The sequence below is a fragment of the Chryseobacterium sp. IT-36CA2 genome (assembly GCF_949767875.1).
Taxonomy (GTDB): Bacteria; Bacteroidota; Bacteroidia; order Flavobacteriales; family Weeksellaceae; genus Chryseobacterium.
Genome location: NZ_CATKPG010000011.1, coordinates 880,437 through 904,781 on the forward strand (window position 1 = coordinate 880,437; position 24,345 = coordinate 904,781).

The 24,345-nt window shown below is 34.8% G+C and carries 26 protein-coding genes; 22 read left to right on the plus strand and 4 right to left on the minus strand.

All coding sequences use genetic code 11. The features are described from left to right. Positions 1–24 precede the first annotated feature (24 nt). The 3 genes from ACM6F9_RS04835 to ACM6F9_RS04845 all read right to left on the minus strand — a co-directional run bounded on the left by ACM6F9_RS04835 (position 25) and on the right by ACM6F9_RS04845 (position 4,257). On the minus strand, positions 25–2,226 hold the full coding sequence (locus ACM6F9_RS04835; RefSeq protein WP_414844649.1) for a thioredoxin-like domain-containing protein: 2,202 nt from the start codon (positions 2,224–2,226) through the stop codon (positions 25–27). 10 nt (positions 2,227–2,236) lie between these two features. Further along, positions 2,237–3,139, minus strand: a complete 903-nt coding sequence (locus ACM6F9_RS04840) for an ABC transporter ATP-binding protein (protein WP_414844650.1) — start codon at positions 3,137–3,139, stop codon at positions 2,237–2,239. Positions 3,140–3,273: 134 nt separating this feature from the next. Next, on the minus strand, positions 3,274–4,257 hold the full coding sequence (locus tag ACM6F9_RS04845; protein ID WP_414844651.1) for a gliding motility protein GldB: 984 nt from the start codon (positions 4,255–4,257) through the stop codon (positions 3,274–3,276). 52 nt (positions 4,258–4,309) lie between these two features. Between ACM6F9_RS04845 and ACM6F9_RS04850 the strand changes: the two genes are divergently transcribed. The 8 genes from ACM6F9_RS04850 (at position 4,310) to ACM6F9_RS04885 (ending at position 8,724) form a co-directional block, all read left to right on the plus strand. Then, the gene (locus ACM6F9_RS04850) at positions 4,310–4,948 is read left to right on the plus strand and encodes a leucine-rich repeat domain-containing protein (RefSeq protein ID WP_414844652.1); all 639 of its coding nucleotides are present in this window, start codon (positions 4,310–4,312) and stop codon (positions 4,946–4,948) included. A 12-nt stretch (positions 4,949–4,960) separates the two neighbouring features. Then, entirely contained in the window at positions 4,961–5,491 is a 531-nt protein-coding gene (locus ACM6F9_RS04855; RefSeq protein WP_414844653.1) for a GNAT family N-acetyltransferase, read from the plus strand. Next, positions 5,488–6,021, plus strand: coding sequence for a GNAT family N-acetyltransferase (locus tag ACM6F9_RS04860; protein ID WP_414844654.1), 534 nt, complete (start codon positions 5,488–5,490; stop codon positions 6,019–6,021). Before ACM6F9_RS04855 ends, ACM6F9_RS04860 begins: the two co-directional genes overlap by 4 nt. Before the next feature lie 12 nt (positions 6,022–6,033). Beyond that, entirely contained in the window at positions 6,034–6,825 is a 792-nt protein-coding gene (gene nadE, locus ACM6F9_RS04865) for an NAD(+) synthase (RefSeq protein ID WP_414844655.1), read from the plus strand. 27 nt (positions 6,826–6,852) lie between these two features. Further along, complete coding sequence (locus tag ACM6F9_RS04870; protein ID WP_414844656.1) at positions 6,853–7,356, plus strand: ribonuclease domain-containing protein; 504 nt, start codon at positions 6,853–6,855, stop codon at positions 7,354–7,356. A 58-nt stretch (positions 7,357–7,414) separates the two neighbouring features. After that, the gene (locus tag ACM6F9_RS04875) at positions 7,415–7,723 is read left to right on the plus strand and encodes a GIY-YIG nuclease family protein (protein ID WP_414844657.1); all 309 of its coding nucleotides are present in this window, start codon (positions 7,415–7,417) and stop codon (positions 7,721–7,723) included. A 72-nt stretch (positions 7,724–7,795) separates the two neighbouring features. Continuing rightward, a complete protein-coding gene (locus ACM6F9_RS04880; protein WP_414844658.1) occupies positions 7,796–8,419 on the plus strand; it encodes a Zn-dependent protease in 624 nt (207 codons plus the stop codon). Then, positions 8,416–8,724 (plus strand): barstar family protein, encoded by a 309-nt coding sequence (locus ACM6F9_RS04885; protein ID WP_414844659.1) that lies wholly within the window; start codon positions 8,416–8,418, stop codon positions 8,722–8,724. The genes ACM6F9_RS04880 and ACM6F9_RS04885 overlap by 4 nt, the downstream gene beginning before the upstream one ends. 101 nt (positions 8,725–8,825) lie before the next feature. Here the strand turns inward: ACM6F9_RS04885 and ACM6F9_RS04890 are convergent, their stop codons facing one another. Beyond that, the gene (locus ACM6F9_RS04890) at positions 8,826–9,308 is read right to left on the minus strand and encodes a cytidine deaminase (RefSeq protein ID WP_414844660.1); all 483 of its coding nucleotides are present in this window, start codon (positions 9,306–9,308) and stop codon (positions 8,826–8,828) included. Between the two features lie 99 nt (positions 9,309–9,407). Between ACM6F9_RS04890 and namA the strand changes: the two genes are divergently transcribed. The 14 genes from namA to ACM6F9_RS04960 all read left to right on the plus strand — a co-directional run bounded on the left by namA (position 9,408) and on the right by ACM6F9_RS04960 (position 24,228). Continuing rightward, positions 9,408–10,460, plus strand: coding sequence for an NADPH dehydrogenase NamA (gene namA, locus ACM6F9_RS04895; RefSeq protein ID WP_414844661.1), 1,053 nt, complete (start codon positions 9,408–9,410; stop codon positions 10,458–10,460). A 21-nt stretch (positions 10,461–10,481) separates the two neighbouring features. Further along, on the plus strand, positions 10,482–10,760 hold the full coding sequence (locus ACM6F9_RS04900; RefSeq protein ID WP_414844662.1) for a DUF2752 domain-containing protein: 279 nt from the start codon (positions 10,482–10,484) through the stop codon (positions 10,758–10,760). Positions 10,761–11,050: 290 nt separating this feature from the next. Next, complete coding sequence (gene tssD, locus ACM6F9_RS04905) at positions 11,051–11,455, plus strand: type VI secretion system tube protein TssD (protein WP_414844663.1); 405 nt, start codon at positions 11,051–11,053, stop codon at positions 11,453–11,455. Positions 11,456–11,603: 148 nt separating this feature from the next. Then, positions 11,604–13,535 (plus strand): type VI secretion system Vgr family protein, encoded by a 1,932-nt coding sequence (locus ACM6F9_RS04910; protein WP_414844664.1) that lies wholly within the window; start codon positions 11,604–11,606, stop codon positions 13,533–13,535. Position 13,536: 1 nt separating this feature from the next. After that, complete coding sequence (locus ACM6F9_RS04915) at positions 13,537–13,707, plus strand: hypothetical protein (RefSeq protein WP_183084580.1); 171 nt, start codon at positions 13,537–13,539, stop codon at positions 13,705–13,707. A 64-nt stretch (positions 13,708–13,771) separates the two neighbouring features. Further along, positions 13,772–14,803, plus strand: a complete 1,032-nt coding sequence (locus tag ACM6F9_RS04920) for a DUF2931 family protein (protein WP_414844665.1) — start codon at positions 13,772–13,774, stop codon at positions 14,801–14,803. Positions 14,804–14,818: 15 nt separating this feature from the next. Further along, on the plus strand, positions 14,819–16,282 hold the full coding sequence (locus tag ACM6F9_RS04925) for a phospholipase effector Tle1 domain-containing protein (protein WP_414844666.1): 1,464 nt from the start codon (positions 14,819–14,821) through the stop codon (positions 16,280–16,282). 362 nt (positions 16,283–16,644) lie between these two features. Next, positions 16,645–17,610: a DUF2931 family protein gene (locus tag ACM6F9_RS04930; RefSeq protein WP_414844667.1), complete on the plus strand. Its 966-nt coding sequence runs from the start codon at positions 16,645–16,647 to the stop codon at positions 17,608–17,610. A gap of 76 nt (positions 17,611–17,686) precedes the next feature. Beyond that, positions 17,687–18,730 (plus strand): hypothetical protein, encoded by a 1,044-nt coding sequence (locus ACM6F9_RS04935; RefSeq protein ID WP_414844668.1) that lies wholly within the window; start codon positions 17,687–17,689, stop codon positions 18,728–18,730. A gap of 29 nt (positions 18,731–18,759) precedes the next feature. Further along, positions 18,760–19,248, plus strand: coding sequence for a DUF4280 domain-containing protein (locus ACM6F9_RS04940; protein ID WP_414844669.1), 489 nt, complete (start codon positions 18,760–18,762; stop codon positions 19,246–19,248). Positions 19,249–19,259: 11 nt separating this feature from the next. After that, positions 19,260–22,079, plus strand: a complete 2,820-nt coding sequence (locus ACM6F9_RS04945) for an OmpA family protein (protein ID WP_414844670.1) — start codon at positions 19,260–19,262, stop codon at positions 22,077–22,079. A gap of 4 nt (positions 22,080–22,083) precedes the next feature. Continuing rightward, positions 22,084–22,707, plus strand: coding sequence for a hypothetical protein (locus tag ACM6F9_RS04950; protein WP_414844671.1), 624 nt, complete (start codon positions 22,084–22,086; stop codon positions 22,705–22,707). 13 nt (positions 22,708–22,720) lie between these two features. After that, positions 22,721–23,431: a hypothetical protein gene (locus tag ACM6F9_RS04955; RefSeq protein WP_414844672.1), complete on the plus strand. Its 711-nt coding sequence runs from the start codon at positions 22,721–22,723 to the stop codon at positions 23,429–23,431. Positions 23,432–23,436: 5 nt separating this feature from the next. Further along, positions 23,437–24,228, plus strand: coding sequence for a hypothetical protein (locus tag ACM6F9_RS04960; RefSeq protein WP_414844673.1), 792 nt, complete (start codon positions 23,437–23,439; stop codon positions 24,226–24,228). Positions 24,229–24,345 lie beyond the last annotated feature (117 nt).

The window sequence follows — 24,345 nt, forward strand, 5'->3', positions numbered from 1 at the left end:
TTTTGTTTCTAATTTCGTGCAAAGTTAATACTTCTTCAGCTTATCTAAAGCTTCTACAAAATTATCTTCATCAGGAAATGGGCTATTAAAGTTAAATATTTTACCTTCAGGATCAATAATGATAAATCTTGGAATATATTGTATTTTGTATTTATTCATGAATTGTTCCGCATTTTCAAGCCAGTATTGTGGAATATTTGAAGACTTTGTCTTGATATAATTCTGCCATTTTGATTTATTCTGATCTAAACTGATTGAAATAAACTGTATATTTTTATAATTTCTATACTGATAACTTCTTGTTTCAAATACAGGGCGGATTTGCTTGCAGGGACCACACCAGGTTGCCCAGAAATCTATTACAACATATTTTCCTTTATATTTTGAAAGATTTTGAAAACTTCCATTATCCTGTAGAAGTTTCAAATCTTGAAACGGTGATCCTTTTTGAGATATGTTAATCTGTTCAAGTTTTGCATGAAGCAAATTTTTATAGTCAATATTATTCACATTGCCAATCTGAGCTGTAAAAAGCTTATTTCTTGTCGTGCTTTCGGTTTGAAGATCAAGACTTTTTAATAAATGTTTGGATAGCAGCTGGTCTTTCATCTGCCCTTTAGGCAGCCGGTCGATTTTTACAAATAAAATACTGTCCGGATTAGAACGCTGATCATCATCTGTAAGCATTTGATCCAATTTATATTGCAGATAATCATCATTTTTACTCAAAAGCAGAGTGGGTTTTAAAATATTTCCGTTGAGTTCATTCAGAAATATTTTTGGAGCAGCAAATTTAGGATCAGACCACGAAGTCATTTTTCTGTAGTTATTTATTTCATTCAGGTACTGAACCGCCATTAGTTGTTTTCTATATGCCTTATATTCTTCTGAAAGGGCATTATTTTCAGCATCTGCATAATCATCTAAAATTCTTTTATTGTTTTCCCAGTCAGACATAGCTATTTCATAAAATTTTGCTGGGTTATTATTTAAATTCTGATTGTTCAGAGTATAATAAAATTCTGTCCCGAAAGAACTCTCAGTGTTATTATAAACCTGATCAGATTTTCTATTTGATTTTAAATTAAATTCTATGTTGGTGCTATTTAATTTAAAGTCGAAATCAAACCAGTCACCATTTCCCATAACAATCTCAAGGTTTTTATTGCCGATTTGAAGGGTATATTCATCTAAAGGAAGATTTTGAGTGGTAGACCAACTGAAAGAATTGTTCTTAACTGCAGCAGATCCTATTTTTTTATGAAATTCCTTTGAAAAAATTTTCACAGAATCAATTTTAAGATTTGTTGTTAATGTTCCCGTGATTAAAGTTTCTGATCCACCGTTTTTATAAGGTTTTGGTTTTTGTATAAAGTAGAGTAGACCAGTTCCTGCAATTAATAGAACCGTTGAAATGGCAATTTGTTTTTTATTGTTAAGGAAAGCATTTTTAAACCCTTTTTTACTGTACCAGAAATATCCAATAGTTAGGAAAACAACCATCCAGAAAAAGCTCATATACTCTGAGTGAGAAATAAAATGATTCAGATCTCTTATTTCCGGAGCATTCCAGAATGTATATAATGAACCGTATGGATTAAAGAAGAAACTTTTTTTTTCCACTATTGAATAAATATTTGACCCCAATCCTAATGCACCAATAAGAAAAGACCAGATAAACCCCTGGAAAACTACAGAAAAACATAGCTGTAACGCAGCAATTCCGAGAATAGCAGCGACAATTCTTGTATAGGTTTTAAGCATCCATAATACATCAAAGGTCAGTAGCTTTGCAGGATTTGGATGAATATAATATTCTGTTAACGATAAAACTATATTAAAAGTAAAATAGGAGAAAATGCAAATAAAGCTCAGGGATAATAAAATAATATATTTCGAAAAATAAAGCTGAAATTTATTGACAGGCTGTGTTTCCATCAGTTGCCATCCGTTATTTTTATGATCAGTTTGTGCAAGTCTGTTCGCCGCAATGATCAGAAATAGAAGCAGAATGAAAAATGTAAAATATTTCAAAGGACCTCCACCTATGGCTGCTTCAAAAATGGAATATTTAAATGATTCTTTAGTAGTACTATCCGGGTTAAAAAAAGACGGAATAAAATTGATCAGCGGTATTAATGCTCCTAATACAATAGCCATGTAAACTAGCCCTAAACCTTTTATTTTTAGCCATTCTATATTGATGGCAGTGATTAATTTTTTCATTTGTGTGATTTTAATTTTTTGTAATTTCCATAAACCAATCTTCCAAGCCTGCGCTGCTTTTGATTTCAAAAATCTCAGCATTCTTTAAAACCAGCTTTTTCACAAGGTCAATAATATCCTCCTTTGATTTGGAAGTAATTTCTATTGTATTCTCATCAATTAATTTGGGGGAATAATTCTCTGGGATTTCACTCATATGCTTGTGGGCATCATTCAATCCAATTTTGATGTGATTGTATCGGTACAACTCATTCAATTCTTTTATGCTTCCAGTAAATTTTATTTCTCCATGCGAAATAATGGCAAGATGAGTAATCATTTTTTCAATTTCCTGCAGTAAATGGCTTGAGATAAATATTGTTACTCCTTCTTCTCGATTAAGTTTTATCAATAATTCACGGATTTCCATCATTCCATTAGGATCCAAACCATTGACGGGTTCATCCAGAATCAACAGTTCAGGTTTCCCCAAAAGAGTCATCGCAATGGAGAGTCTTTGTTTCATTCCTAAGGAATATTTCTTCATTTTCAGATTTCTGCTTTCCCAAAGGTCTACAAGATGCAATACTCTTTCACATTCCGATTTTGGAAGACTTCTTAATTGAGAGATGATCATCAGATTATCCCAGCCGGATAAATGATCATAATACGTAGCAGTGTCGATAAGACTTCCGATTCTGTTAAAACCCTCCGGATAAAGTACTGAAAGATTTTCTCCGAAAATTTGTATATTTTTCTTTTCGTCCGGAATACTTCCTATAAGCATTTTCATTGTTGTAGATTTTCCTGCTCCATTGGCTCCCAGAAAACCAAAAATACTGCCTTTCGGTATCGAAATACTGAGGTTTTTTAGAATTTTCTTCTTCTGTGAAAATCCATAATTTAAGTTTTGAATTTCAATAATATTTTTCATTGTGTGATTGATTTAATGCAAATCTATATAATAAAAAGGTAGTATGCAATACAAAGTAGTATGTGTGTTTAAATATTATTTAAAAAAAATCCTTTAGCTTATACTAAAGGATTAAAATATTTAATTTTATAGAATTATTTTAACTTTGGTTTGTAACCGGACTGATTAAAAATTGTGGTAGCATCCATTTTTAGGAATGCAGTTAATTTTGTTTCAGGCTTTTCCTTAAGGTATGCCCTACAAATCTGCCATCCTGTAAAAATTCCGATTCGTGGTGAAGATTCATTGTCAATCTCTGTATAAAATTTCGAGAATGGTCCCGGCGAAATAAAACGTTCTCCAAGTCTTGGGTCATCTCCGAAGATCAGATTGCTTTCTACAAAATAGTTCCAGATATTGGCTTCATTGCCCGTTGCCCAGTCATATTGCTTCTGGGTATAATTCATTTTCAGATAATCAGGAGTATCAGGAAGAAAAGCATCCTGAAGAATCATAACCTTTCCGTTCAGAATAATCTGATCAATGAATTTCTGGTGATCAGGAGATTCTGTTACAATGTTTTCAGCAAAAAGCTGGGATACTTTCGGAACAATATTCTGTGGGTTCATCGATTTCTGGAAATATAGTTCCAATCCTTTATAATTGGTATTTCCGTCTCCCATGAAACCGGTGATGTCTATAAATAAAAGATTACCTTTTTCGTCATAAAATATAGGATCCTGAACCATTTGCAGGGCAGATGAGAACAAATATACTTTTGGACTTTTAAACTGTGGAAAGTAATATTTAATATGTGAAAATAAACTTTGAAGCTCCGTTTGCAGCTTTGTCTGATCTATTTTTCCAATAGCTTCCTTGTATATTTTTATCTCTTCAGCATCAGCTCTTCTTTTTCCAAAATCAGTATCAGAAACACTTCCCTGAAACCATGGAAATTGAGCCTTAAACTTATCCAAAGGAATATTCGGATTGTAGAATTCTTTGGAAATATCTGTGATATCAACTTTTTCGGCAGTCTGTTTTACTTCTACCTTCCATTGATTTTCAGTTTCTTTTTTGCAGGAAATAAGTCCGGCAGCCAAAATAGAAGAAAGCGCAATATATCTAAAAATCTTCATTATTTTTACATGGAATTTAAGTTGACAAAAATAAGGATTAAATGCACAATTCATGATGAAAATTAAAATATTTACAGTTATCTTTATTATTTCAGGACTTTCTCTTTTCTTTGGACAAAAGCTTGAGTTTAAAGATAAAAACTTTGAAAAAGCAGTACTGGAAAATTTTGATCTGAATAAAAATGGAATCCTTGAATCTCAGGAAGCCGAAATGGTTACCAATCTATTCCTTGTTCAGAAAGGAATTACTTTTACAGAAGATATGCGTCTTTTTAAAAACGTGAAAATGATTGTTCTGGATGATAATACGATTTCTAATATTGTGGTAAATAATCTTGATCAGCTTGAACTGTTTTCGTGTACAGGATGCAAAATCTCTTCATTCAAAGCAGAAAACCTTAAAAATCTAACCTCACTATATCTGGATAATAATCTGTTGGAAAGTATTTCGCTGGCAGGGATTCCAAAAATTGATCAATTAACATTATCTTTAAATCAATTAAAAAAAATAGACCTGACTCCGTTCAAAAGATTAAGAAAACTAAATCTGGAACATAATAAACTTCAAAAAATTGATATTTCTGGTAATCCTCTCTTACAAACCCTGAACATCAGCGGGAATACGATAAAAGACTTGGATATCAAAAAAGGAACAAAAACAGAGGTGACCATTTTTGGAGTTGGAGAATAAAAACTAATGATTATGAAAATAGAAACAAAACGACTGATTTTAAGAAAATTAGAAGATGAAGATTTTGAACGCCTATTTCTTCTGGATTCTGATCCTGAAGTCATGAAATATATTGGTGTACCGGTTTTGACGGATATCAATGAGTCAAAAAATGTAATCAGAATGATTCAGAAGCAATATGAGGAAAATGGTGTGGGAAGATTGGGAGTTGTAGAAAAAGAAAGCGGACTTCTGATAGGATGGAGCGGTTTAAAATTATTGACGCATGAAACGAATGGCTATAAAAATGTATTGGAACTGGGCTATCGTTTTCTTCCGGAATCATGGGGTAAAGGATATGCCGTGGAATCTGGAATAGCTTCTCTGGATTATGGTTTTAATGACCTGAATGCGGAAGTAATTTACGCCTATGCTCATTCTGAACACGATGCTTCCAATCATATTTTAAGAAAATTAGGATTTGAAAAAACCAGCGAATTTGAAGAACCAGACGGAATTTGTTTCTGGTACGAGTTGAAGCGTGAAAAATATAGTGAAAAATGATAATAATACGACAGGAAGAAAAAAAAGACTATCAACAGGTCTTTCAGCTTACAGAAGAGGCTTTTAAGGATATGGAACACAGTGATCATCAGGAACAGTTTCTGGTAGAAAAATTGAGAACATCTGATGCCTTCATCCCGGAATTATCATTGGTAGCAGAAGATGAAAATGGTACAATTGCAGGACATATTCTGTTCACAAAAATTAAAATTATCAATAACAAAGAATCGTTTGATTCTCTTGCATTGGCGCCTGTTTCCGTGAAACCTGAATTTCAAAGTCAGGGGATTGGAGGAAAATTGATTCTTCAGGGACATCATATCGCAAAAGAATTGGGATATGAATCTGTGATATTAATCGGGCACGAAAAATATTATCCACGCTTTGGTTACAAAAAAACGAGTAATTTTGGAATTTCTTTTCCATTCGATATTCCGGAAGAAAACGGAATGGCAGTAGAATTGGTAAAAGATGGATTAAAAGATAAAAAAGGAGTGGTGAAATACCCTCAGGAATTTGGAATAGACTAAAAAATATAAACGATGCAGACACAAAAAGTGATAGATCATATCGTAAGCTGGTTAAAAGATTATGCTGCAAAAGCAAGAGTAAACGGATATGTAATCGGGGTTTCCGGAGGAGTAGATTCCGGAGTAGTTTCCACACTGGCAGCAATGACCGGGCTGAAAACATTATTGATCGAAATGCCAATCCGCCAGAAAGCAGATCAGGTAGACCGTGCGCAGGATCATATGAACGACCTTAAATCAAGATTCCCTAACGTAGAAACAATGTCAGTAGATTTAACGCCTGCTTTTGAGGAATTATACAAAACTTTTGATGTAAAAGATGATCTGTATCCTAACGAAAAACTGGCTTTTGCCAATACAAGATCGCGTCTGAGAATGCTTACATTATACTATTACGGACAGCTGAACGGACTTCTTGTTTGTGGAACAGGAAATAAAGTTGAAGACTTTGGAATTGGTTTTTATACAAAATACGGAGATGGTGGAGTAGACGTTTCTCCAATCGCAGACCTTTATAAAACTGAAGTGTATCAACTTGCCAAAGGGCTTAATTTAATTAAAAGCATTCAGGAAGCAATTCCTACGGATGGACTTTGGGATGTGGACAGAACAGATGAGCAGCAGATTGGTGCTACTTATCCTGAGCTGGAAGAAATTCAGAAAGAATATGGGACGAAAACTGCCGAGGATTATGAAGGAAGAGATAAAGAAGTGTTTCTGATCTTTGATAGAATGCATAAAGCAGCAAAACATAAAATGGATCCTATTCCGGTTTGTGATATTCCTGAAGATTGGAGAGCTTAAAAAATATTATTCCATAAAATACAAGTTATGAACGGTAAAATAAGATCAGTATTTTTTATATGTCTGGGACTTCTTTTCGGAATGTCAATAATGTACGTCTACAGAAACTTTATTGAGGATAAGAAAGATCATGCGGATTCTGTAAAGACTGAAACAGTGAGCTATGGCAGTACCTCTTCAGATGGAAATTCATCTGCTCAGGTTTCTATAGATCAGCTTACAGAAGAAAAAACGGTAATCAGCTATGTGAAGCAAAATCATAAGCTTCCGGATTATTTTATCACGAAAAATGAAGCCAGAAAACAGGGATGGGATCCTTCCAGAGGAAATCTTTGTGAAGTACTTCCCGGAAAAGCGATTGGCGGAGATAAGTTCGGAAACAGAGAAGGACGTTTGCCAGATGGAGAAAAATACTTTGAAGCAGATGTAAACTATCATTGTGGCGGAAGAAATGCTGATCGTATCATCTACACTCAAAATGGTGATGTATACCTTACCAAAAATCATTATAAAAGTTTTGAAAAACAGTAATATTCTGTCATTGCGAGGAGCGAAAGCGACAAAGCAATCTCTAAAAAAATAATTACAGGTGAAACCAGGTTTTGTCTATATCATGACTAATAAGAATTGCACAACTCTTTACACTGGTGTTACTTCAAATCTGCCCAAACGCGTTCAACAGCATAAGGAGTCATATTATTCTCAAAGTTTTACTTCAAGATATAATTTGTATTTACTTGTATATTGGGAATCCTTTCAAGAAATAGGTGATGCTATATTTAGAGAAAAACAGATAAAAGCAGGCTCGAGACAAAAGAAACTGGATTTAATCAATAGTATAAATCCTGATTGGAAAGATCTTACAGATGACATTGAAAATATTATGGATGTTTTCTGAGATTGCTTCGTCGCAGAGCTCCTCGCAATGACTAGTGTATAATTTGCATTATAATTATTATAAATATTAATTTTGAAAAATATTAGATTTCTTTACCTTTTACTTGTTTTGCTTCTGACATACTCATGTTCGGAAAAGAAAGATGTAGTCAAGGAAAAGAAAGAAAAACCAGCCGTAACAATACTTATACAGCCATTTAAAGATATTAATCATGAAACTGTAGCAAAAGTAACCGAAGGAATAAAAAATGTATATCCGAACGTAAAAGTTCTGGATGCCATAGACTTTCCTGAAAATACGTATTATAAAGAAAGAAACCGGTATAGAGCCGATTCTATCATTAAATTTTTAAGTAAGGAAACAAAAGCCGATTTTGTTACAATAGGTCTTACCACAAAAGATATCAGTGCCACCAGAGGAAAGATCAAAGATTTTGGAATTATGGGATTAGGCTATACACTTGGGAAAGCTTGTGTGGCTTCAAATTTCAGACTAAGCAAAGAAAACAAGGATGAGCAGTTTTTCAAGATAGCCATTCATGAGCTGGGTCATACACAAGGGTTGCCGCATTGCCCGGAAAAAATGTGTTTTATGCGAGATGCAGAAGGTAAAAATCCTACCAATGAAGAAACGGATTTCTGCAAAAAATGCAAAACTTTTTTAATGAATAAAAACTGGAAATTTAGTTCAATATGAAGACAATATATATAGATTTTACAGAGATAGGTGACTATGAAGATTTTTACAGCCAGCTAAAGGAAAAAATTCAGCTTCCTGAGCATTTCGGTGACAATCTTGATGCTCTTTTTGATACCATCACCGGAGAATTGGAAATGCCACTCCATTTAGAATTCGTTAACATGACTGTAGATCAGCTTGAAATTTTTGAAGATCTACTGACAACACTGGAAGATGCCGAAGAAGAAGTGGAAGACTTTAGTTTTAGCTACTATCTTGAGCAGTACGAAGACGAAGATGATGATGTAGAATCCGAAGAATAATAAAAAAGCTGTTTCAAAATATGAAACAGCTTTTTTTATGCTGAAATGTAAAGCATCCTATCAGACCCTTCATTTTTATAAATTAAGTCTTTTATCTTTCCTTATAAAAAAGTAGAATCAAAATAAAAAGGAAGCAGATCCTTCACCGCTTGCACTTTTACAACCTCCTCATTCATACTTGAAAAATAAAGGTCTATATTTTCATTCTGCTTGGTTTCATACTCAATTAAACTCTGGCGACAGGCTCCACAAGGAGGGATCGGAGGGTTTTTCTCATGAAACTCTTTAGGACCTCCTACCACAAAAATCTTTTTAATTTTCATATCCGGAAAATTGGCCGCTACCCAAAAAACAGTCGTTCTTTCTGCGCATAGTCCGGATGGATAGGCTGCATTTTCCTGATTGTTCCCGGAATAGATTTCTCCGTTTTCCAATAATACGGAACATCCTACCAAAAACTGAGAATAAGGTGCATAAGCATTCTCACGAGCCTCCTTGGCTCTTTCAAATAATTGTTTTTCTATATCGCTCAGTTCACTGCTATTTTTAAAATATTCGTAACTGATCTGTATGTCTTTTTTCATATATTGTCAACTAAAAAAGGGGCGTAAAATTAGTTCTTTTTAATGAGGTAGGCAATATTTTATTCCTCCTGTACAGAAGTTCAATTTTAAAAAAATAAAATGTTATATACACCAATAAAATTCAGAAATGTAGAGTTGAAAAACAGATGGGTAATGTCTCCCATGTGTATGTATTCATGTGAAAATGGCGAGGCTAATGATTTCCATTTTGTGCACTACGGGAGTAGGTCACAAGGAGGTACAGGGCTATTGATCATAGAAGCTACCGGAGTGGAGCCCAAAGGAAGAATTACCAATCACTGCATGGGAATCTGGAATGATGAACAGGCAGAGAAACTGCAGAAAATTGTAGATTTTGTTCATAAAAATTCAGAAAGTAAAATAGGAATCCAGCTGGCACATGCCGGAAGAAAAGGTTCTACATGGAATAACCTGCAGATTTCTCTGGAAGAAGGCTGGGAAACCGTTGCTCCTAGTCCTATTCCTTACCATCCAACAGAAAGAATTCCACATACATTAACGACGGATGAGGTGAAGGAACAGGTGCAGAATTTTAAAAAAGCTGCCCGAAAAGCTGTAGAAGCTGGTTTTGATGTTATTGAAATTCATGGAGCACATGGATATCTTATCCATCAGTTTTTGTCGCCGCTTTCTAATATCAGAACAGATGAGTACGGCGGAAGTTTTGAAAACAGAATCAGGTTTCTGATCGAAATTGTAGATGCTGTAAATGAAGAACTGGATGAAAATACAGCCTTTTTTGTAAGAATCTCAGGAACAGAATATGCAGAGAATGGCTGGGATATTCAGAGCAGTGTAGAATTGGCCAAAATTTTAAAAGAACACGCTGTTGATCTTGTAGATGTATCCAGCGGTGGAAATATTCATGGAGCGAAAATATCGGTTTTTGACGGTTATCAGGTTCCTTTTTCATCACAGGTGAGAAATGAAGCTGAAGTGAAAACCGGAGCAGTAGGTCTGATTACCAAAGTGGAGCAGGCTGAAGAAATTCTTCAGAAAGGTGAAGCAGACCTTATTTTTGTGGCAAGAGAGATTCTGAGGAATCCATACATTGCTGTTCAGGGATCTTTTGAAATGAATGAAGACTGCTTTTTCCCGCATCAGTATACCAGAGCCAAAATTTCTTCTTAAACACCCTCATAAAACTCAGAAATGGATATTAATGACTTCATGCTTACCTGCCCCAGTAAGAAATTCCTGGGAGTAGAATGCCTTGGATGTGGTGCCCAGCGGGCTATTGTATTGGTGTTTGAAGGAAAGTTTGCTGAAGCTTTTCAAATGTATCCGGCCGTTTATACCTTATTGTTATTCTTTTTTACTTTAGGGCTGAGTTTTATCGATAAGAAAAGGAAATATGGCAATATTTTAATGATTATGATCATCGTTAATCTCATCATTATGATAATTGGGTACATATATAAACATCATTAATTCATAGGAAAAAATGAAGTAAGTGTTTGATTGTAAGTTAAATAATTAATTTTATTTATTTTGTTATCCCGTTTATGTGAATTTTTATGAAAAATTTTCAATAAAAAATAAAATAAATTAGTTTAAAATTCTATAATTGATTTTCAAATCGGAATTTTAGAAAATGTCGTAGAACTACTACAATTTCTGAAAGAGTAGGCTAAAAACTTTTTACATTAGAACATGAAGTCTATCTTTGTTACATAAATCCTATATCAGGGAACACTAGTAAATGATTAAAATGTAAGAATATGGTAGGAAATTCAAGAGGAATCTTAAAATTTAATGGAGGTGAAGGTCAAAAGTTATTAAAGCTTAATTACAGCGTATCAAGATCTACAGATGTATCAGGGCGTGTAGCATCTGATCCGTCTAACGCATTGATTAAAGTAACCATTGAAGCAACAGAAAAATCTGATGTTTTAGAAAGCTTACTAAACAGCAAATATAAACCTACAAACGGAGAAATCCAGTTTAATAAATCTCACGAAGAAGGAACACTGATCTCTTTGAAGTGGGAAAACGGGTATGTTATTCAGCATGAAGTAGACTTTGATGCTATAAACAGCAATAACATGCTGATCAGCTTTGTAGTAAGTGCTGAAAGCATTACGTATGGAAATTCATTTTATGACGGACTTTGGCCAATGAGCTAGGTCTTTCATGAGCTAAAAATAAAAGACTGTCCCTCATAAGACGGTCTTTTTTTACCTAAAACTATATTCTGCAGGATGTTTTGTTTTTATTTTTAAACTCCCGATCTGTTGAATAATCGTTTGAAAAACTAATCAAATCACTAAAAATATGTCAAATACACCTGGAAACTCACAATCGACGTCTTTTCGTCCGACGCAGAATGCAGATGGTATTTCCGCAAACCATCATACAGGTATCAACCGTCTGGTAAAACTTTCTCTCGTCATAGAAGGGAAAATTATCAAGTTCTATAAGCATTTCAGGCTTAAACAAAGTACCAGACGACATCATGAATTTACATTAACGCTGGCACACGATACTCTGGGAGGCAGACAGACCCATTCTCTGGAAGAAGCCAATAAATTCCTAGGAAAAAGACTAACAGCCGTTATTTCTTATAAAGATATAGATAACAGCCCGGAGAGAACTTTCGTAGGAGTGATTACCGGAGTAGGATTCAGTCAGGAGCATATGAGCTTAGGAAATATTGTACTCACAGGGTACAGTCCAACCATTCTTCTTGACGGAGCGCCGCATATTCAGAGCTTTGGAGGTGCACAGCCTGTTAATGTAGGAATCATTGCGGAGGAAGTGATTAAACAGGGAATTGATAAAAGCCGATTTGACGTAAGAGTAGATGCCAATAATTTTTCTCAGATTATCTATAGCAGCCAGTACGATGAAACCCATTATAACTATCTGGCGAGAATAGCAGAAGCTTATGGCGAGCAGTTTTTCTATGATGGTGAAGTATTACATTTTGGAAAGCTTCCCGCTCAGAACAAACCCATTACCCTTACTTATGGAAGCAGTGCCAATGATATAAAAGTTGAATTGAAAGCAGTCCATACAAAGCCTCAATTCTACGGATACAACAGCAATAAAAATGAAAGGCTGACTTCTGGTTCCACACCCATCAAACATGTGGGTGACCTGGCAAAAACAGCTTACAGTCATAACGAAACTATTTATAAAACACCGGCTTTACAGATGGCACCCATCAAAGCTACTACTCATCTTGATGTAGAGTATTCTCAAAAAAGTGCTTCCGGAAGTGAAGCTGTCAATGTTTTTTCCATTTCAGGAAATACAACAGTTCCTTTTCTTCATCCAGGTTGTGTAGCAGATGTGCAGATGCGTAAACAGGATTCTAATGAAACCTCTTATTTCACAAGAATCATGATTACAGAAGCAGAACATGAATTTGACACCATAGGTCATTATAACGGAAGCTTCGTAGGAATAGCAGCAGACACAGGATTTCTTCCAAAACCTGAATTTACCACTCCAAAGGCTGAACCACAGACTGCCACTGTAATTTCCAACACAGATCCTGAAGGACAGGGAAGAATACAGGTGAGATTTGACTGGCAAACGAATGATACCACCCATTTTATCCGTATGATGAGCCCAGATGCCGGAGGAACAGACCAAATTACCCAAAACCGTGGTTATGTGGCCATTCCGGAAGTGGGAGATCAGGTGATGGTCAATTTTGTACACAGCCATCCGGACAGACCTTTCGTAATGGGAGGTATGTTTCACGGAGGGATTGCTTTAGGCGGTGGTGTTAACAATCACTTGAAATCTATCCAGACCAGAAGCGGAATCCGAATTTTAATGAATGACGAAGAAGGAAGTGTAACCATTCTTGATCCAAGCGGAAACACTTATTTCATGGACGGACAGGGTAATATCAGCATGAAAGCCCCAAAAAACTTTACTTTAAATGCAGGGGATAATATCAATATCACTGCAGGAAAAGAAATTTCGATAGGAGCAGGCGCAAGTATCACCAGTACCGCCAACGATAATATAGTTTCCATAGCAGGAAAAGATATGAAACTTACAGCTTCGGGAGATATTACGGAGACCTCCGATACCCGAACTGAAATGATTGAAAAAGAATTCAAAAGACAATCTGAAACATCCAACGAAATAGCAGGCGAAATTTCTATGTTCAGCGAACTGGAAAACATGACCATGCAGAGCGGAAAGATCGTAGAATTCAATAGTGCTGAAAAATCAAAACTTTTCTGATATGGCGATCATCAAAACAGCAACCAATCTGCGCATCACAGTCAAAGATTCTTACCATCTGAGCGTAGGAAAAAAGGTGGAGAAAATAGCAAAGAAAATCAATGTGGAAGCTCACAGAGATAATCTGGTTTTAGCAAGTAATAAGAAAATAATGTCTCATGGGAATAAATAAATTAAAGATCCTGATTTTTTTCATCATAGGAAGTTTCTCATTAATAAGTTGTCAAAATAAAAAAATGGAAGAAAAATTTAAATGGACAGGGACATTATCTGCTCCTAATGAATATCCAATGCAGGCTTATTATGGAGAACTGATAGCCGATGATTATCAATTTCCATTTTCCGATATCTGGGGAATTGCCGATGGAGGCTGGGGAGAACCCGGTAAATATGGTGGCGGAACTGATAACCTTGTAAAAGTTCCTCATACTTTAGAATTTACCTGGTATTCTCTGGTGGAAGATAAATTTTATGCAGGACACTGGGAGCTGGATACTAAGAAAATTACCCAATTATTTAATGAAGGATTTAGCCAGACTTATTTTGATTCCTTAAAGAAAGGAACCTATGAAACTTTTGTGATTGGATTGGGACCAAAAGGAAAATTAGTACTTTGGTTATATGGAGATGGGCATCAGGTGGAAGTAGGAAATTTTCAGGGAAAGGAAATAAAGATTACACAGGCAGAAGCTTATGATAAATTTAAATATGTCTTTGAACCAAAATATAGAGAAGATATTCTCAGTGATCCGGGAATTGTAAATCCTATTATAAGCCAAAAAATAAAAGCAGAAGGATATCCGGATCCCAATTTGTATGAAACTTTCAGAGAAAAACTGAACTGGACTCCTAAGCTTATTTTACCGGCAGGGAGTACTCTTGAGAAAAGAAATTTTTATATGGCTAATGGAGAACGTGAAAGTACACTGCAGGATAATCCTGCTGCTGCTTTACCATCTAAGAAGAGAGCTGTACCTTATCTTTTTTATTTCCAATGGAAAAATAAAGACGGAAAAAAAGAAAGTTCACAGATTGTGTTTACAGGTAATCCTGAATATGTAAAAGAGACCAGTAAAATTTCTAATGGTACATTTCTTCCATTAGATTTTGAGAAAACGGATATGTTTAAAATCTTTAATGAAAAGCTGGATAAAAAAATCAATACTGATATTGTTATTGATATTAGTAACGGAAGCAATGCAGATGTATACATAGAACAGAATGGGAAAAAATATCCGGTAAAACAGATGGATAAATATGTAATATAAGATAAATAGGGACATATGTCGAATATAGTTTTTGGAGACTATTCACCACCTCCACCACCAAAAGGGCAAATAGATATTAGAATTGGAGTTTTTTTTGACGGTACACAGAACAACAGAAAAAATTCACAAGCTGCGGGAAATGAACCAGGATATAAACCTACCGCTGAAGAGAAAGCAGCCTACAAAAAAAACTCTAACAAATCTGATGACAGCTATACCAACGATTTATCAAATGTAGCAAGAAAAGAGTATCATTATCTTGAAGATAAAAGTAGATATATAAGTAAAGTCTACATCGAAGGTATTGCAACGGAAGATCTTCAAAGTGATGTAGATAAGCCCACAAACCATAAAGGTGTAGCTTATGGAGCGGGTAGTACAGGGGTGATAGCCAAGGTGCAAAAAGGGTGTAGATTAGTGGCCGAGAAAATTAATGATCTCAAAGGTAAATCTGGAATCAATACAATTACATTAGATGTTTTTGGTTTTAGCAGAGGTGCTGCTGCTGCAAGAAATTTTGTATATGAAGTTAATCAAACCAAGCCAAAAAATGGATTGTTAGGATTTATTTTAGATAACAATAAAGTAGAATATGAATCTATTCAAATTAGATTTCTTGGGGTATATGATACCGTGTCTTCTTATGATCCCAATGCGGGCGAATTTACAGTACATCCCAATTTTAATAATGATGTAGAGGAGCTGAATTTAAATACATTAAAAGCAAAAAAAATTATTCATTTGTGTGCTTCAGATGAGCATAGAGAGAACTTTATGCTTACAAGAGTAAGGCTTGCCCCCGGAGGTGAAGATTTTTTTCTACCAGGCGTTCATTCTGATGTAGGTGGCTGTTATACCCATAATATGCCGGAAAGTAAACAGATAATGGATTTTGATAATACCATAGGGGATGGTTTGAGCGATGAAGACTATAATAGAGCCTTAAATATAGATTTAAATAATCTTATTGAGCAAGGGTGGTTTAAGCGCAGTGAAGTTGTAGGCCCGAATTCATGGCATGAGACTTATATTAACAGAGCAAAGATTAGTAACAAGTACAGCTTTATTCCCCTGCATATAATGAGTGAACAGGTTAATACAAATTATTCAAATACTATAAAAATGGATAATTTGAGTTTGGCATATAAAATTTCTAATGGAAAAGAGGATGAATATTATCAGCTTGATTTAACTAAGGTTAAAAAGAGACTCGATGACTATATCAATGGATTAGCTCCTGAGATGACCTATTATACGAATACGGAAATAGAAATACTAAGAAAACAATTAGCAGCAAAAAAAATAACTGCGGAGAAGTTTAATAGAATTGTACAAGATCACAATTTATTAATGTATTTAAGAAACAGATATCTACACTGGAATTCAAAATTTGGAGATATTGGGTATAACCCTCATTTCACCTTTGACAAAAAAACGTTACAAATAAAAAGATTTCGAGTAATGGCTTTTAACTCATGAAAAATACCTGTAAAACATATACTGTTCAGATTTATTATATTAGTAATCCCTTATTTAGGGTTTTATTTTATGTTTGCAGAAAGCGGATTCAAAGGACAAACCTATGATTTAGATGAAGTCCCATTATATTTGTTTTTTGCTTTGTTTGGTTATGTTTTTGTGGAAATATTTTATTGGAAATATAAAAAAAATAAAAATAAACTGATTGCAAATATATGTTTGATAGTATGTTTCACACTGCTTTATTTTATATTACCTCACCGAAGATATTTTAATTAAAATCTCAAAAAGAAATGCATTTTAAAACGAATATAATTTATTGTTTACTTTTCATCAGTACATTAATCTCATGCCAAAATAAAATGGAAAAATATAAATGGCTTCCTACGGAAAGTTCTCCTCTCTTATATCCTATGAATATTTATCAGGGTCATCTTTTTCTTGAAGATGGCAGTAGTGTGTATATCCCTTGTTCCGGGAGTTCCCATACAGGTTGGGGGTATAGTGGCTCCATGCATAGCCAAGGAAGTGATTTAAAAGCAGTTCCTGTTAAACTTGAGGTCACCTGGGCTTCTTTTAGTGAAAATAAATTTTATACCGGAAGTTGGGATTTACCTGTAGATAAAATAAAAGAGCTTTTTAAGGAAGGAACAGTGAATTGGAGAACCAATGAAAAACAAAGTTACTCCTCAGTTGTTGTAGGTCTGGCACCCGGGGGAGTGGTAGTCGTTTGGATGTATGGTAATGATCAGCAGGTAGAAATAGGACGATATCAGGCAAAAGAAACCTCTGTTTCCATGAAAGATTATGTTCCCGGAAATCCTACGGTTTCTCAGAAAGAATATTTTGATCAGTTTAGAAAATTAGATGACCCCGAACTGGAGAGAGAATATAAAGAAAAAGGAATTCAGTTTGGAATCTGGGATACCTATCGTAAAAAATACAATTGGAGAACCATAATAGAAATTCCTAATCACACTTTCAAAAATGTGACTTTGGAAATGTATAATGGAGAGGAAGAAACATTATTTAATGAGACCATTAACAAAAATCCTTTTAAGAAAAGAGCAATCCCACGTCTGTTATCTTATTTATTTGAAGACAAAAATGGTAAGCAAACTGTTTTTGAAGTAAAATATTTAGATGAAGATGAGATATTTTCATTATTTAAAAAACTAGATGAAAATAAACCAATAGAAATTGTTCTTCAGATGAATGAAGATCTTACCAATAGAAAATTGGTTGTAAAACAGGGAAATAATGAATTCCCTATACAGAAAATTGATGCCGATAATATCTGGGAGCTTAAAAAATATAAATCAAAATAATATAAAACCGGAATTGAGCGGCAATCTCTGATAACATGAAAAAGTATTTGGTCATAAGGTAAGAGGGTGATTTATTATGCAGAAATATAACATACATACCGTTCATAAAGATGAAACTTTAAAAAGTATAGCCACGCTGTACGGATTGGATAAAGACGCATTAAAACACTTTCATAATAACCACTGTACTGTTAAGGATATGATCCTGATCAATCTTAACGGGCAGAAAGAACTTTTTGTTCCCAGAACAGCTGTTGCAGATAAAAATAGTTTAGTAAAATTCGGAAAAGGAAACAGCCTTACGCTTCAGCCGGAAAATGCATTACGAAAATACAGTGTAGTCATTACCATTGAAAAAGGAGAATCCAAAAACGAATTAAAATATGAAACATCAGTCCGCTGGCTGAAAACAGAGAAAGGACACCAGTTTTTTGAAATAGACAGAACATCTAATCTTTATCTCAACGAAGAAGAAGTCAATGAAATTGCAGATCTGCTGGCCTACAGAACATCTGCGGTTTTATTTCCCTTACAGATCAGTACAGATGAACATGGGAAATTTGAAACCGTAGAAAATGCTGAGATTTTTCCAAAAAGATGGACGGCCGTAAAAGAAGAATTATATAAAGAATTTGAAGGTGAAACCGTAGACGAATACTGCGAAAAGATTGAAAAAGTAATCAGTGAACCTGAAGCCATCAACCTTTATATCAAAAATGATTACTTCATCCGTGCTTTATTCTTTGGGATATACCAAAGCTTCGGAAAAGAATATAAAACAGAGATAACGACAACTTTTCCCATAGTGGATAATGCCATTGAGCCCAAATATAAATTGACACTGGAAACCGATCCGCTGAAAGAAGAAACAGGTTTAATTACCATAGAAGGATCAGGAACATTATATGAAGAAAGAGATATTGATGATTTTATAAGAAAATCACCTTTTTCATTGATTATAGAAGATAACCCTGTGATGAATGAAGAAGGAACTTTCAGAATCATAAGCTACCTGAAAAGAGAAACTTCACTTCCGGAATCTCTTTATCTGGAATGCAGTATCATGCTGCAGGAAGAGAAAAAGATTTCAGTATCAGTTTCAGGAATTGATGAAAAATAAAAAACCATTTCACTAAAGATAAAATTAATATGGCAGAAAAACATATTGTAGTACAGGGCGCTATGTGCAAATGCCAGTTCGGACAGGCTCCGGACAAGCTCAAAGTACTTACACACCAAAAAGAATATGCCAATGATAAAAGCGGTTCCAAAAAACTGATCGTCACCACGAAAGAAATAGGAGGAGCTACCTTTGAAAAAAATACATTTGGAAACTGTACCAAAATGGGAGGGCCACCACCACCCTGCAAAATTATGGTTACAGAATGGCAGAAGTTTTATGATAAAGTGCAGCTCAGCAATGGCGGATACATTATTGTAGAAGACAGCAAAGCAGTATGTGCGGTTGCCGGAACTCCATGCATTGAGATTATAGACCACGGACAGAGAGCAGAGGCCAGCCAGCAGAATTTTAAAAATGCAGATAAAGACGTTCAGCAGCAGATCAATCCGTTGGTGGACTCAGAGGAAATGTATAACGAGCAGCCTTCAGGAGGAGGACAAGATGGTACAATCTAAATGACAAGAAAATGGCAAAAGGCGTAAAGAAAATAAAAGTTGTAAGCGGATTGTACTATCCCAAAATGTCTGTATTAGGACAGAGGATTACCATAAAGCCAGATCAATGGGTGCAGTTTGGCGTGGGCGAATGGCTGCCGGATACCACAGATGCAGACAAAAAGAAACCTCTTACCTGGATGAGGCAGAACAGCAGCCGAAAAATTATTATCAACCAGATGACTTCTGCAGGAGGATATAAATTTTTAATAGATAAACAATATTGCGGAAGCTATCAGTTTTATATTGAAGCCAGTCTTTCCGGAGTTAGAGATACTAAAAGTGATACAGGAATATTTGTAAAAGGCTGGTGTGAACCCAAAATTGTAAGCAGCAAGTGGTCCACACAAAAAAACAGCAAAAGCATAAAAAACAATAAAAAAATCGAATACATTTCCTACGGACACATTGTACATCTTAACCTGATGACAGAAGGTCTGAACGGAAATGCAGTCAGTATTGAGCTTTGGAATCAGCAGACAGCAAAAGCAGATAAACTGGTGCATACCTACAACAATGTACAGGTAATAGACGGGGAAGTCAATCTGAAAATAGAAAACACCTTTACCTGGATGGCTTATGTAGACAATATCCAGAATGTAGAAGAATTTTATGTTAAAGTAAAAGATACCGCCTCTAAACAATACATTAAAGATAAATTAGGTGATGATCTTCACGCCATCTATCTTAATGTAAAAAATAAAGTTGTTACAACTAATACCAACGGAGCCCAAAACCAGACTCCTACCAAAGTATATAAACCGGATGTAAACTCCGTCAGGCTGGAACCCTGTAAATTTGAAGCGATCAAGATCACTGAAAATGAAACGAAGGATGGAAAAGCGAACAATACAATAGCTACCGTATTTAAAAACGGGGACGGCGTAAAGCAGATAAAATCAGCGGCCTTACAGGAGCATATTCAAAGAACGATCTTTTTTAAATTTGATTCCACAGTCATAGATAAAGACGGTGTTGCTATTCTGAATAATGTACTCAAATTCCTTCTGGAGCATAAAGATGCTACCATGAATCTAAGCGGCTATGCCTGCGTGATAGGAAAAGAAAATTATAACAAAGGACTTTCCCAAAAAAGAGCAGACGTCGTCAAAAAATTCTTTGCAGATGGCGGACTGGATCCCAGAAGAATCATCTCAGTAGGAAAAGGAGAAGTAGACCCTACTGATGATAAAATGGGAAGAGATAATATCAAATATAAAAACGAGAAAGACTACGAAAACAACCGTAGAGTAGATATCTCATTCGTATTCAATGCTCATGATGCCCAGACGATCAATTATGCTGTAGTAGCTCCTACTTCAGCCACTAAAAAAGAACTCATCATTGATGTTACAGGCTTTGATACCAAAAGTTGTTTCAGAGATACCAAAAACAAGCATAAAAAAGAAATCTATATCGTAGACGTAGGGCAGGCAATAGATAAAGGAGATACGAAGAAAAGTTTTCAGACTCCATCATTCCCTTACGAAGTGTATTCTCCGCTGGACAGATATAATTTTGGAGGAGGAATTGGCTTTGATGCTCAATCCATGACCCTTATGCAATATATATGGCCTGCATCTACCAGTCCTAATCAGTTTCATCTGCATGTACATACCTGTAGATATTACAGCAATGAGAAAAGAACTACAGTATTAATAAAAGCATATCCGGATATAAAATGGAGGTTTGCCTTTTTTATTAACCTGAGCAACAGCTTAAGTATAAAGTGGCAGAAAATGACTCCTGACAAACATAAAGAACTTAGAAGTAAAGCATTAAGTCTTGCCAATGAAGAAAAAGGGAAATATACAGATGTAGAATTCGGGGTTGAGCTTAAAGCTTCTTATGATAAACAAAAAGATGGAAACTATCACAGTAAACCGGAGCTTACTCTGAAATATAAAGACAAGATCAGTAAACTCTTCTCTATTATTTCTTCCGTAAAAAAAATGTCGCAGGGAATTACATCACAGACAAAAGGTGTTGTATCCAAAGGAGTAGGAAGAAAGTTACCGTTTGAAATAAAATTAAATGCCCCCGCATTATATTTTGGAGCAGAATGGGAAGCAGATGTGAATGAAGCCCATTCTGACATAGGAACCAAACTAATGCTTTTCATCGAAGCTAAGCCTTTGGTTGAACTCGCTATTGTTTTTGATCTTCTTGCTTTAGTTATTCAGGCAGGGGTTGCGGTAGCTACAGCCGGAACAGGAAATGTACTTGCTCTTCAGATCTTCAATATGGTCAGAGAATGGGCAAGCAAAGGATATGAAACAGAACATGTGGTCATCAACTTTAAAATGTACATTGATCTTGAAGTAAAAGGAAAAGTAGACGGTGTAATAGATGGTTCATTCAGTACCGTTAAAGGAGATAAGGAAGTTAATTTTGACTTGAGCTCAAACATCACAGTCGAATTAAAATCAGGACTTGAATTAAAAGGAATGTTTGTGGTCATCGGAACTACAAAAAAACCAGAGCTGGAAGGACATGTAGAAGGAAAACTAACTGCAGGAGCAACAATGGGAATTACTTCAGGGCATAAATTAAAATATGATTCCGCAGCCGGAATTTATTATATTCCAAGTTTAAGCATAGACCCATGTGTGGGAACAATAGTGGTCATGGTAAAAGCCGGATTTACCTATAAAAAAGTAAGCTCAGACTGGACTCCGGTGAATTACAACAAAACCCGTACATTTTTTGACGGATTTAATATTATGAAATATTTAGCAGAATTAGCAGGTTATGATAATAAAATATTACTTTGGGAAAAAAAGAAAAACTAAAAATATGTTTCTACTTTTAATCATGTCTCTGTTTATATCATGCAGTACTGCAAAAGAGGATTTATCTAATGTTCTTTTTCCTGTAAAAAAAGAAAAAGTTTTAAATGGACCTGACTATACAGAGAAGAAATCTGCGTTGGATGAAAACCTCATTGCCTATCAGGTAAAAGATATGAATACTTTTAGCTTATATGGACAGTATTTTGCCAACGAAATTAAAAGTAATTCCGCGACTTATGCCGGGAAAAATTATCTTGAACTTTTAGGAGATTCAAAAGATATAAATGGTTATAAAATCCATCTATATACCCGAAAGGAGAGTGAAAAACTGGAAAAACTCCTTCTTGAAAAACTGGGAAAATCGGCTTTCGATAAAGGAAACGAAACAGAAAGGAATATCATCTGGGAAACTTCCGGAAAGCTGTACATTCTGAATATCGGAAATGCCGAAATACAAGGAGAAAAAACAAAAGAATCAGATTTGTTATGTTTAAATACTAACTTTACAACACTGATCATAAATGCTACACAGACTACAAAGTATTCCGAATACTTGAAATTCCGAATAAAAAACAATAAAAAGGTAGAAAATTACCCTTACAGTCTGTACGATAAAGAAGAAAATTAAATAAAAAAGTTGAATGAAAAAGATTGTTATATGTCAGATCGCGTTAAGTTTTGTTTTAATGAACTGTCAGGAAAAAGGAACAAAAAAATCCATTTCACAGACAGAGAAGACAAACGTAACCAGTAAGACAGTAAATCAAACCCAGGGAAAAATGGATTTTAAAGATATTAAATTCGGAACCAATGGAGAAGACTTACTTAAAGGAATTGGATTAACTGTTAATGACAACGCCTCAGGCGATTTTAATACCTCAATGGACTATGTTGAATTTCAATTTCCAAAAGATAAAAATCTGAACCTGTTGTTATTCAATAATACCTTACAATCTGCTACGGATGATATTTCCGTTTTTTATTCAAAGAATGATAAGAAAGTATGGTGCTACGAAATGGTACTGCAGAATAATCCGAATACAGATGCCATTCTGAGTGCAATTGAAAAAAAAACAGGACATAAAGCAGACTTTTCAGATAAAAAAGTAAATACAAAAGAAAGACCCATTTTCCTTGATGAAAACGGAGAATTTAAAACAGATCATATAGAAGAAACAATACAGGTCTGGGAGGATAAAGAAGCCAAAACAACCTTCTTCACTATCCATACCGTTAATCTTTCTAAGAAACCCAATGAAAATACATTGAAGATTTTTGCTTTAGATAAAAACAGTCCTAAATATAAAGAATGGGTTTCTTACCGCAGTCTCGATATGTTTTACAATAAATAATAATAATGGCTAAAGAACCTTACTATACCATTGATTTTACTGCTGTTTATTGCCAGTTTGAAGTTTTGGTGAATGATATTCCTGTCATTGCCATGGAAACAGAAGGACAAATGTCACCCAATGTTCCTATTAATTTCGGAATAAGTAATTCTGGTGAGCAGAAAATTGAGATTAAGCTTCTGCCGGTTGCAGGAGAACAGCATATAGATTCAAGAACAGCATTTCAATATACTGTCAGATTATTTGATGTTTTTAATGATAAATTTGTTCATGAAAAAGATTGTAGCAATTTTCAGTTTTCAGAAGAGGAAATTGCAAAGAAACTACCTTCATTAAGTCATAAATCAGCTTTTCAGGCTGAAATTCCCTATGAAATGATAAGTTGGGAACAAAGCCGTGATCTGCTGTCTATTTCAAAAGATAATTCTTACCTTGGTACCAAACTGGATTCAGCATACAAAAAAATAAGTGGGCTTATCGGCTCAAAACAATATGAATCTTACTTTGAGATGATCAAGAATCGTGAAAAAAATATGGCGTTATCAATGTATTTAAGCGATGCAGATACAAAAGCAAGGCTCAACAGCTTATTAGAGGATTTTAATAATGGCTTTACAATGATGCCGCTGCCAGAAGACAGGATTTTAAAAATCTATGGTAATGGAAAACTGGCAACCTATAAAAAATTAAGCGGGGAGCCAGCATTTTTTCTTTATAAAGAACAAACCGGTGAAGAGCTGATGCTGGAGCTGATGTTTCATATTCCACAAGGAAAAGAAGAATTTGAAGTCATTTAGAAAAAGAAAATAATACCGGAATAAGACATTAAATAGAATAACTTTACAAAAGTATTTTATTGAATTTTTGGAAAGTAAAATGTTCGGATAAAGTAGATGGGAGGTAATAAAGGAAGA

Coding starts and splice junctions, on each gene's coding strand:
- ACM6F9_RS04835 (WP_414844649.1), bottom strand. CDS start 2,226: ATGAAAAAATTAATCACTGCCATCAATATAGAATGGCTAAAAATAAAA.
- ACM6F9_RS04840 (WP_414844650.1), bottom strand. CDS start 3,139: ATGAAAAATATTATTGAAATTCAAAACTTAAATTATGGATTTTCACAG.
- ACM6F9_RS04845 (WP_414844651.1), bottom strand. CDS start 4,257: ATGAAGATTTTTAGATATATTGCGCTTTCTTCTATTTTGGCTGCCGGA.
- ACM6F9_RS04850 (WP_414844652.1), top strand. CDS start 4,310: ATGATGAAAATTAAAATATTTACAGTTATCTTTATTATTTCAGGACTT.
- ACM6F9_RS04855 (WP_414844653.1), top strand. CDS start 4,961: ATGAAAATAGAAACAAAACGACTGATTTTAAGAAAATTAGAAGATGAA.
- ACM6F9_RS04860 (WP_414844654.1), top strand. CDS start 5,488: ATGATAATAATACGACAGGAAGAAAAAAAAGACTATCAACAGGTCTTT.
- nadE (WP_414844655.1), top strand. CDS start 6,034: ATGCAGACACAAAAAGTGATAGATCATATCGTAAGCTGGTTAAAAGAT.
- ACM6F9_RS04870 (WP_414844656.1), top strand. CDS start 6,853: ATGAACGGTAAAATAAGATCAGTATTTTTTATATGTCTGGGACTTCTT.
- ACM6F9_RS04885 (WP_414844659.1), top strand. CDS start 8,416: ATGAAGACAATATATATAGATTTTACAGAGATAGGTGACTATGAAGAT.
- ACM6F9_RS04890 (WP_414844660.1), bottom strand. CDS start 9,308: ATGAAAAAAGACATACAGATCAGTTACGAATATTTTAAAAATAGCAGT.
- namA (WP_414844661.1), top strand. CDS start 9,408: ATGTTATATACACCAATAAAATTCAGAAATGTAGAGTTGAAAAACAGA.
- ACM6F9_RS04900 (WP_414844662.1), top strand. CDS start 10,482: ATGGATATTAATGACTTCATGCTTACCTGCCCCAGTAAGAAATTCCTG.
- tssD (WP_414844663.1), top strand. CDS start 11,051: ATGGTAGGAAATTCAAGAGGAATCTTAAAATTTAATGGAGGTGAAGGT.
- ACM6F9_RS04910 (WP_414844664.1), top strand. CDS start 11,604: ATGTCAAATACACCTGGAAACTCACAATCGACGTCTTTTCGTCCGACG.
- ACM6F9_RS04915 (WP_183084580.1), top strand. CDS start 13,537: ATGGCGATCATCAAAACAGCAACCAATCTGCGCATCACAGTCAAAGAT.
- ACM6F9_RS04920 (WP_414844665.1), top strand. CDS start 13,772: ATGGAAGAAAAATTTAAATGGACAGGGACATTATCTGCTCCTAATGAA.
- ACM6F9_RS04925 (WP_414844666.1), top strand. CDS start 14,819: ATGTCGAATATAGTTTTTGGAGACTATTCACCACCTCCACCACCAAAA.
- ACM6F9_RS04930 (WP_414844667.1), top strand. CDS start 16,645: ATGGAAAAATATAAATGGCTTCCTACGGAAAGTTCTCCTCTCTTATAT.
- ACM6F9_RS04935 (WP_414844668.1), top strand. CDS start 17,687: ATGCAGAAATATAACATACATACCGTTCATAAAGATGAAACTTTAAAA.
- ACM6F9_RS04940 (WP_414844669.1), top strand. CDS start 18,760: ATGGCAGAAAAACATATTGTAGTACAGGGCGCTATGTGCAAATGCCAG.
- ACM6F9_RS04945 (WP_414844670.1), top strand. CDS start 19,260: ATGGCAAAAGGCGTAAAGAAAATAAAAGTTGTAAGCGGATTGTACTAT.
- ACM6F9_RS04950 (WP_414844671.1), top strand. CDS start 22,084: ATGTTTCTACTTTTAATCATGTCTCTGTTTATATCATGCAGTACTGCA.
- ACM6F9_RS04955 (WP_414844672.1), top strand. CDS start 22,721: ATGAAAAAGATTGTTATATGTCAGATCGCGTTAAGTTTTGTTTTAATG.
- ACM6F9_RS04960 (WP_414844673.1), top strand. CDS start 23,437: ATGGCTAAAGAACCTTACTATACCATTGATTTTACTGCTGTTTATTGC.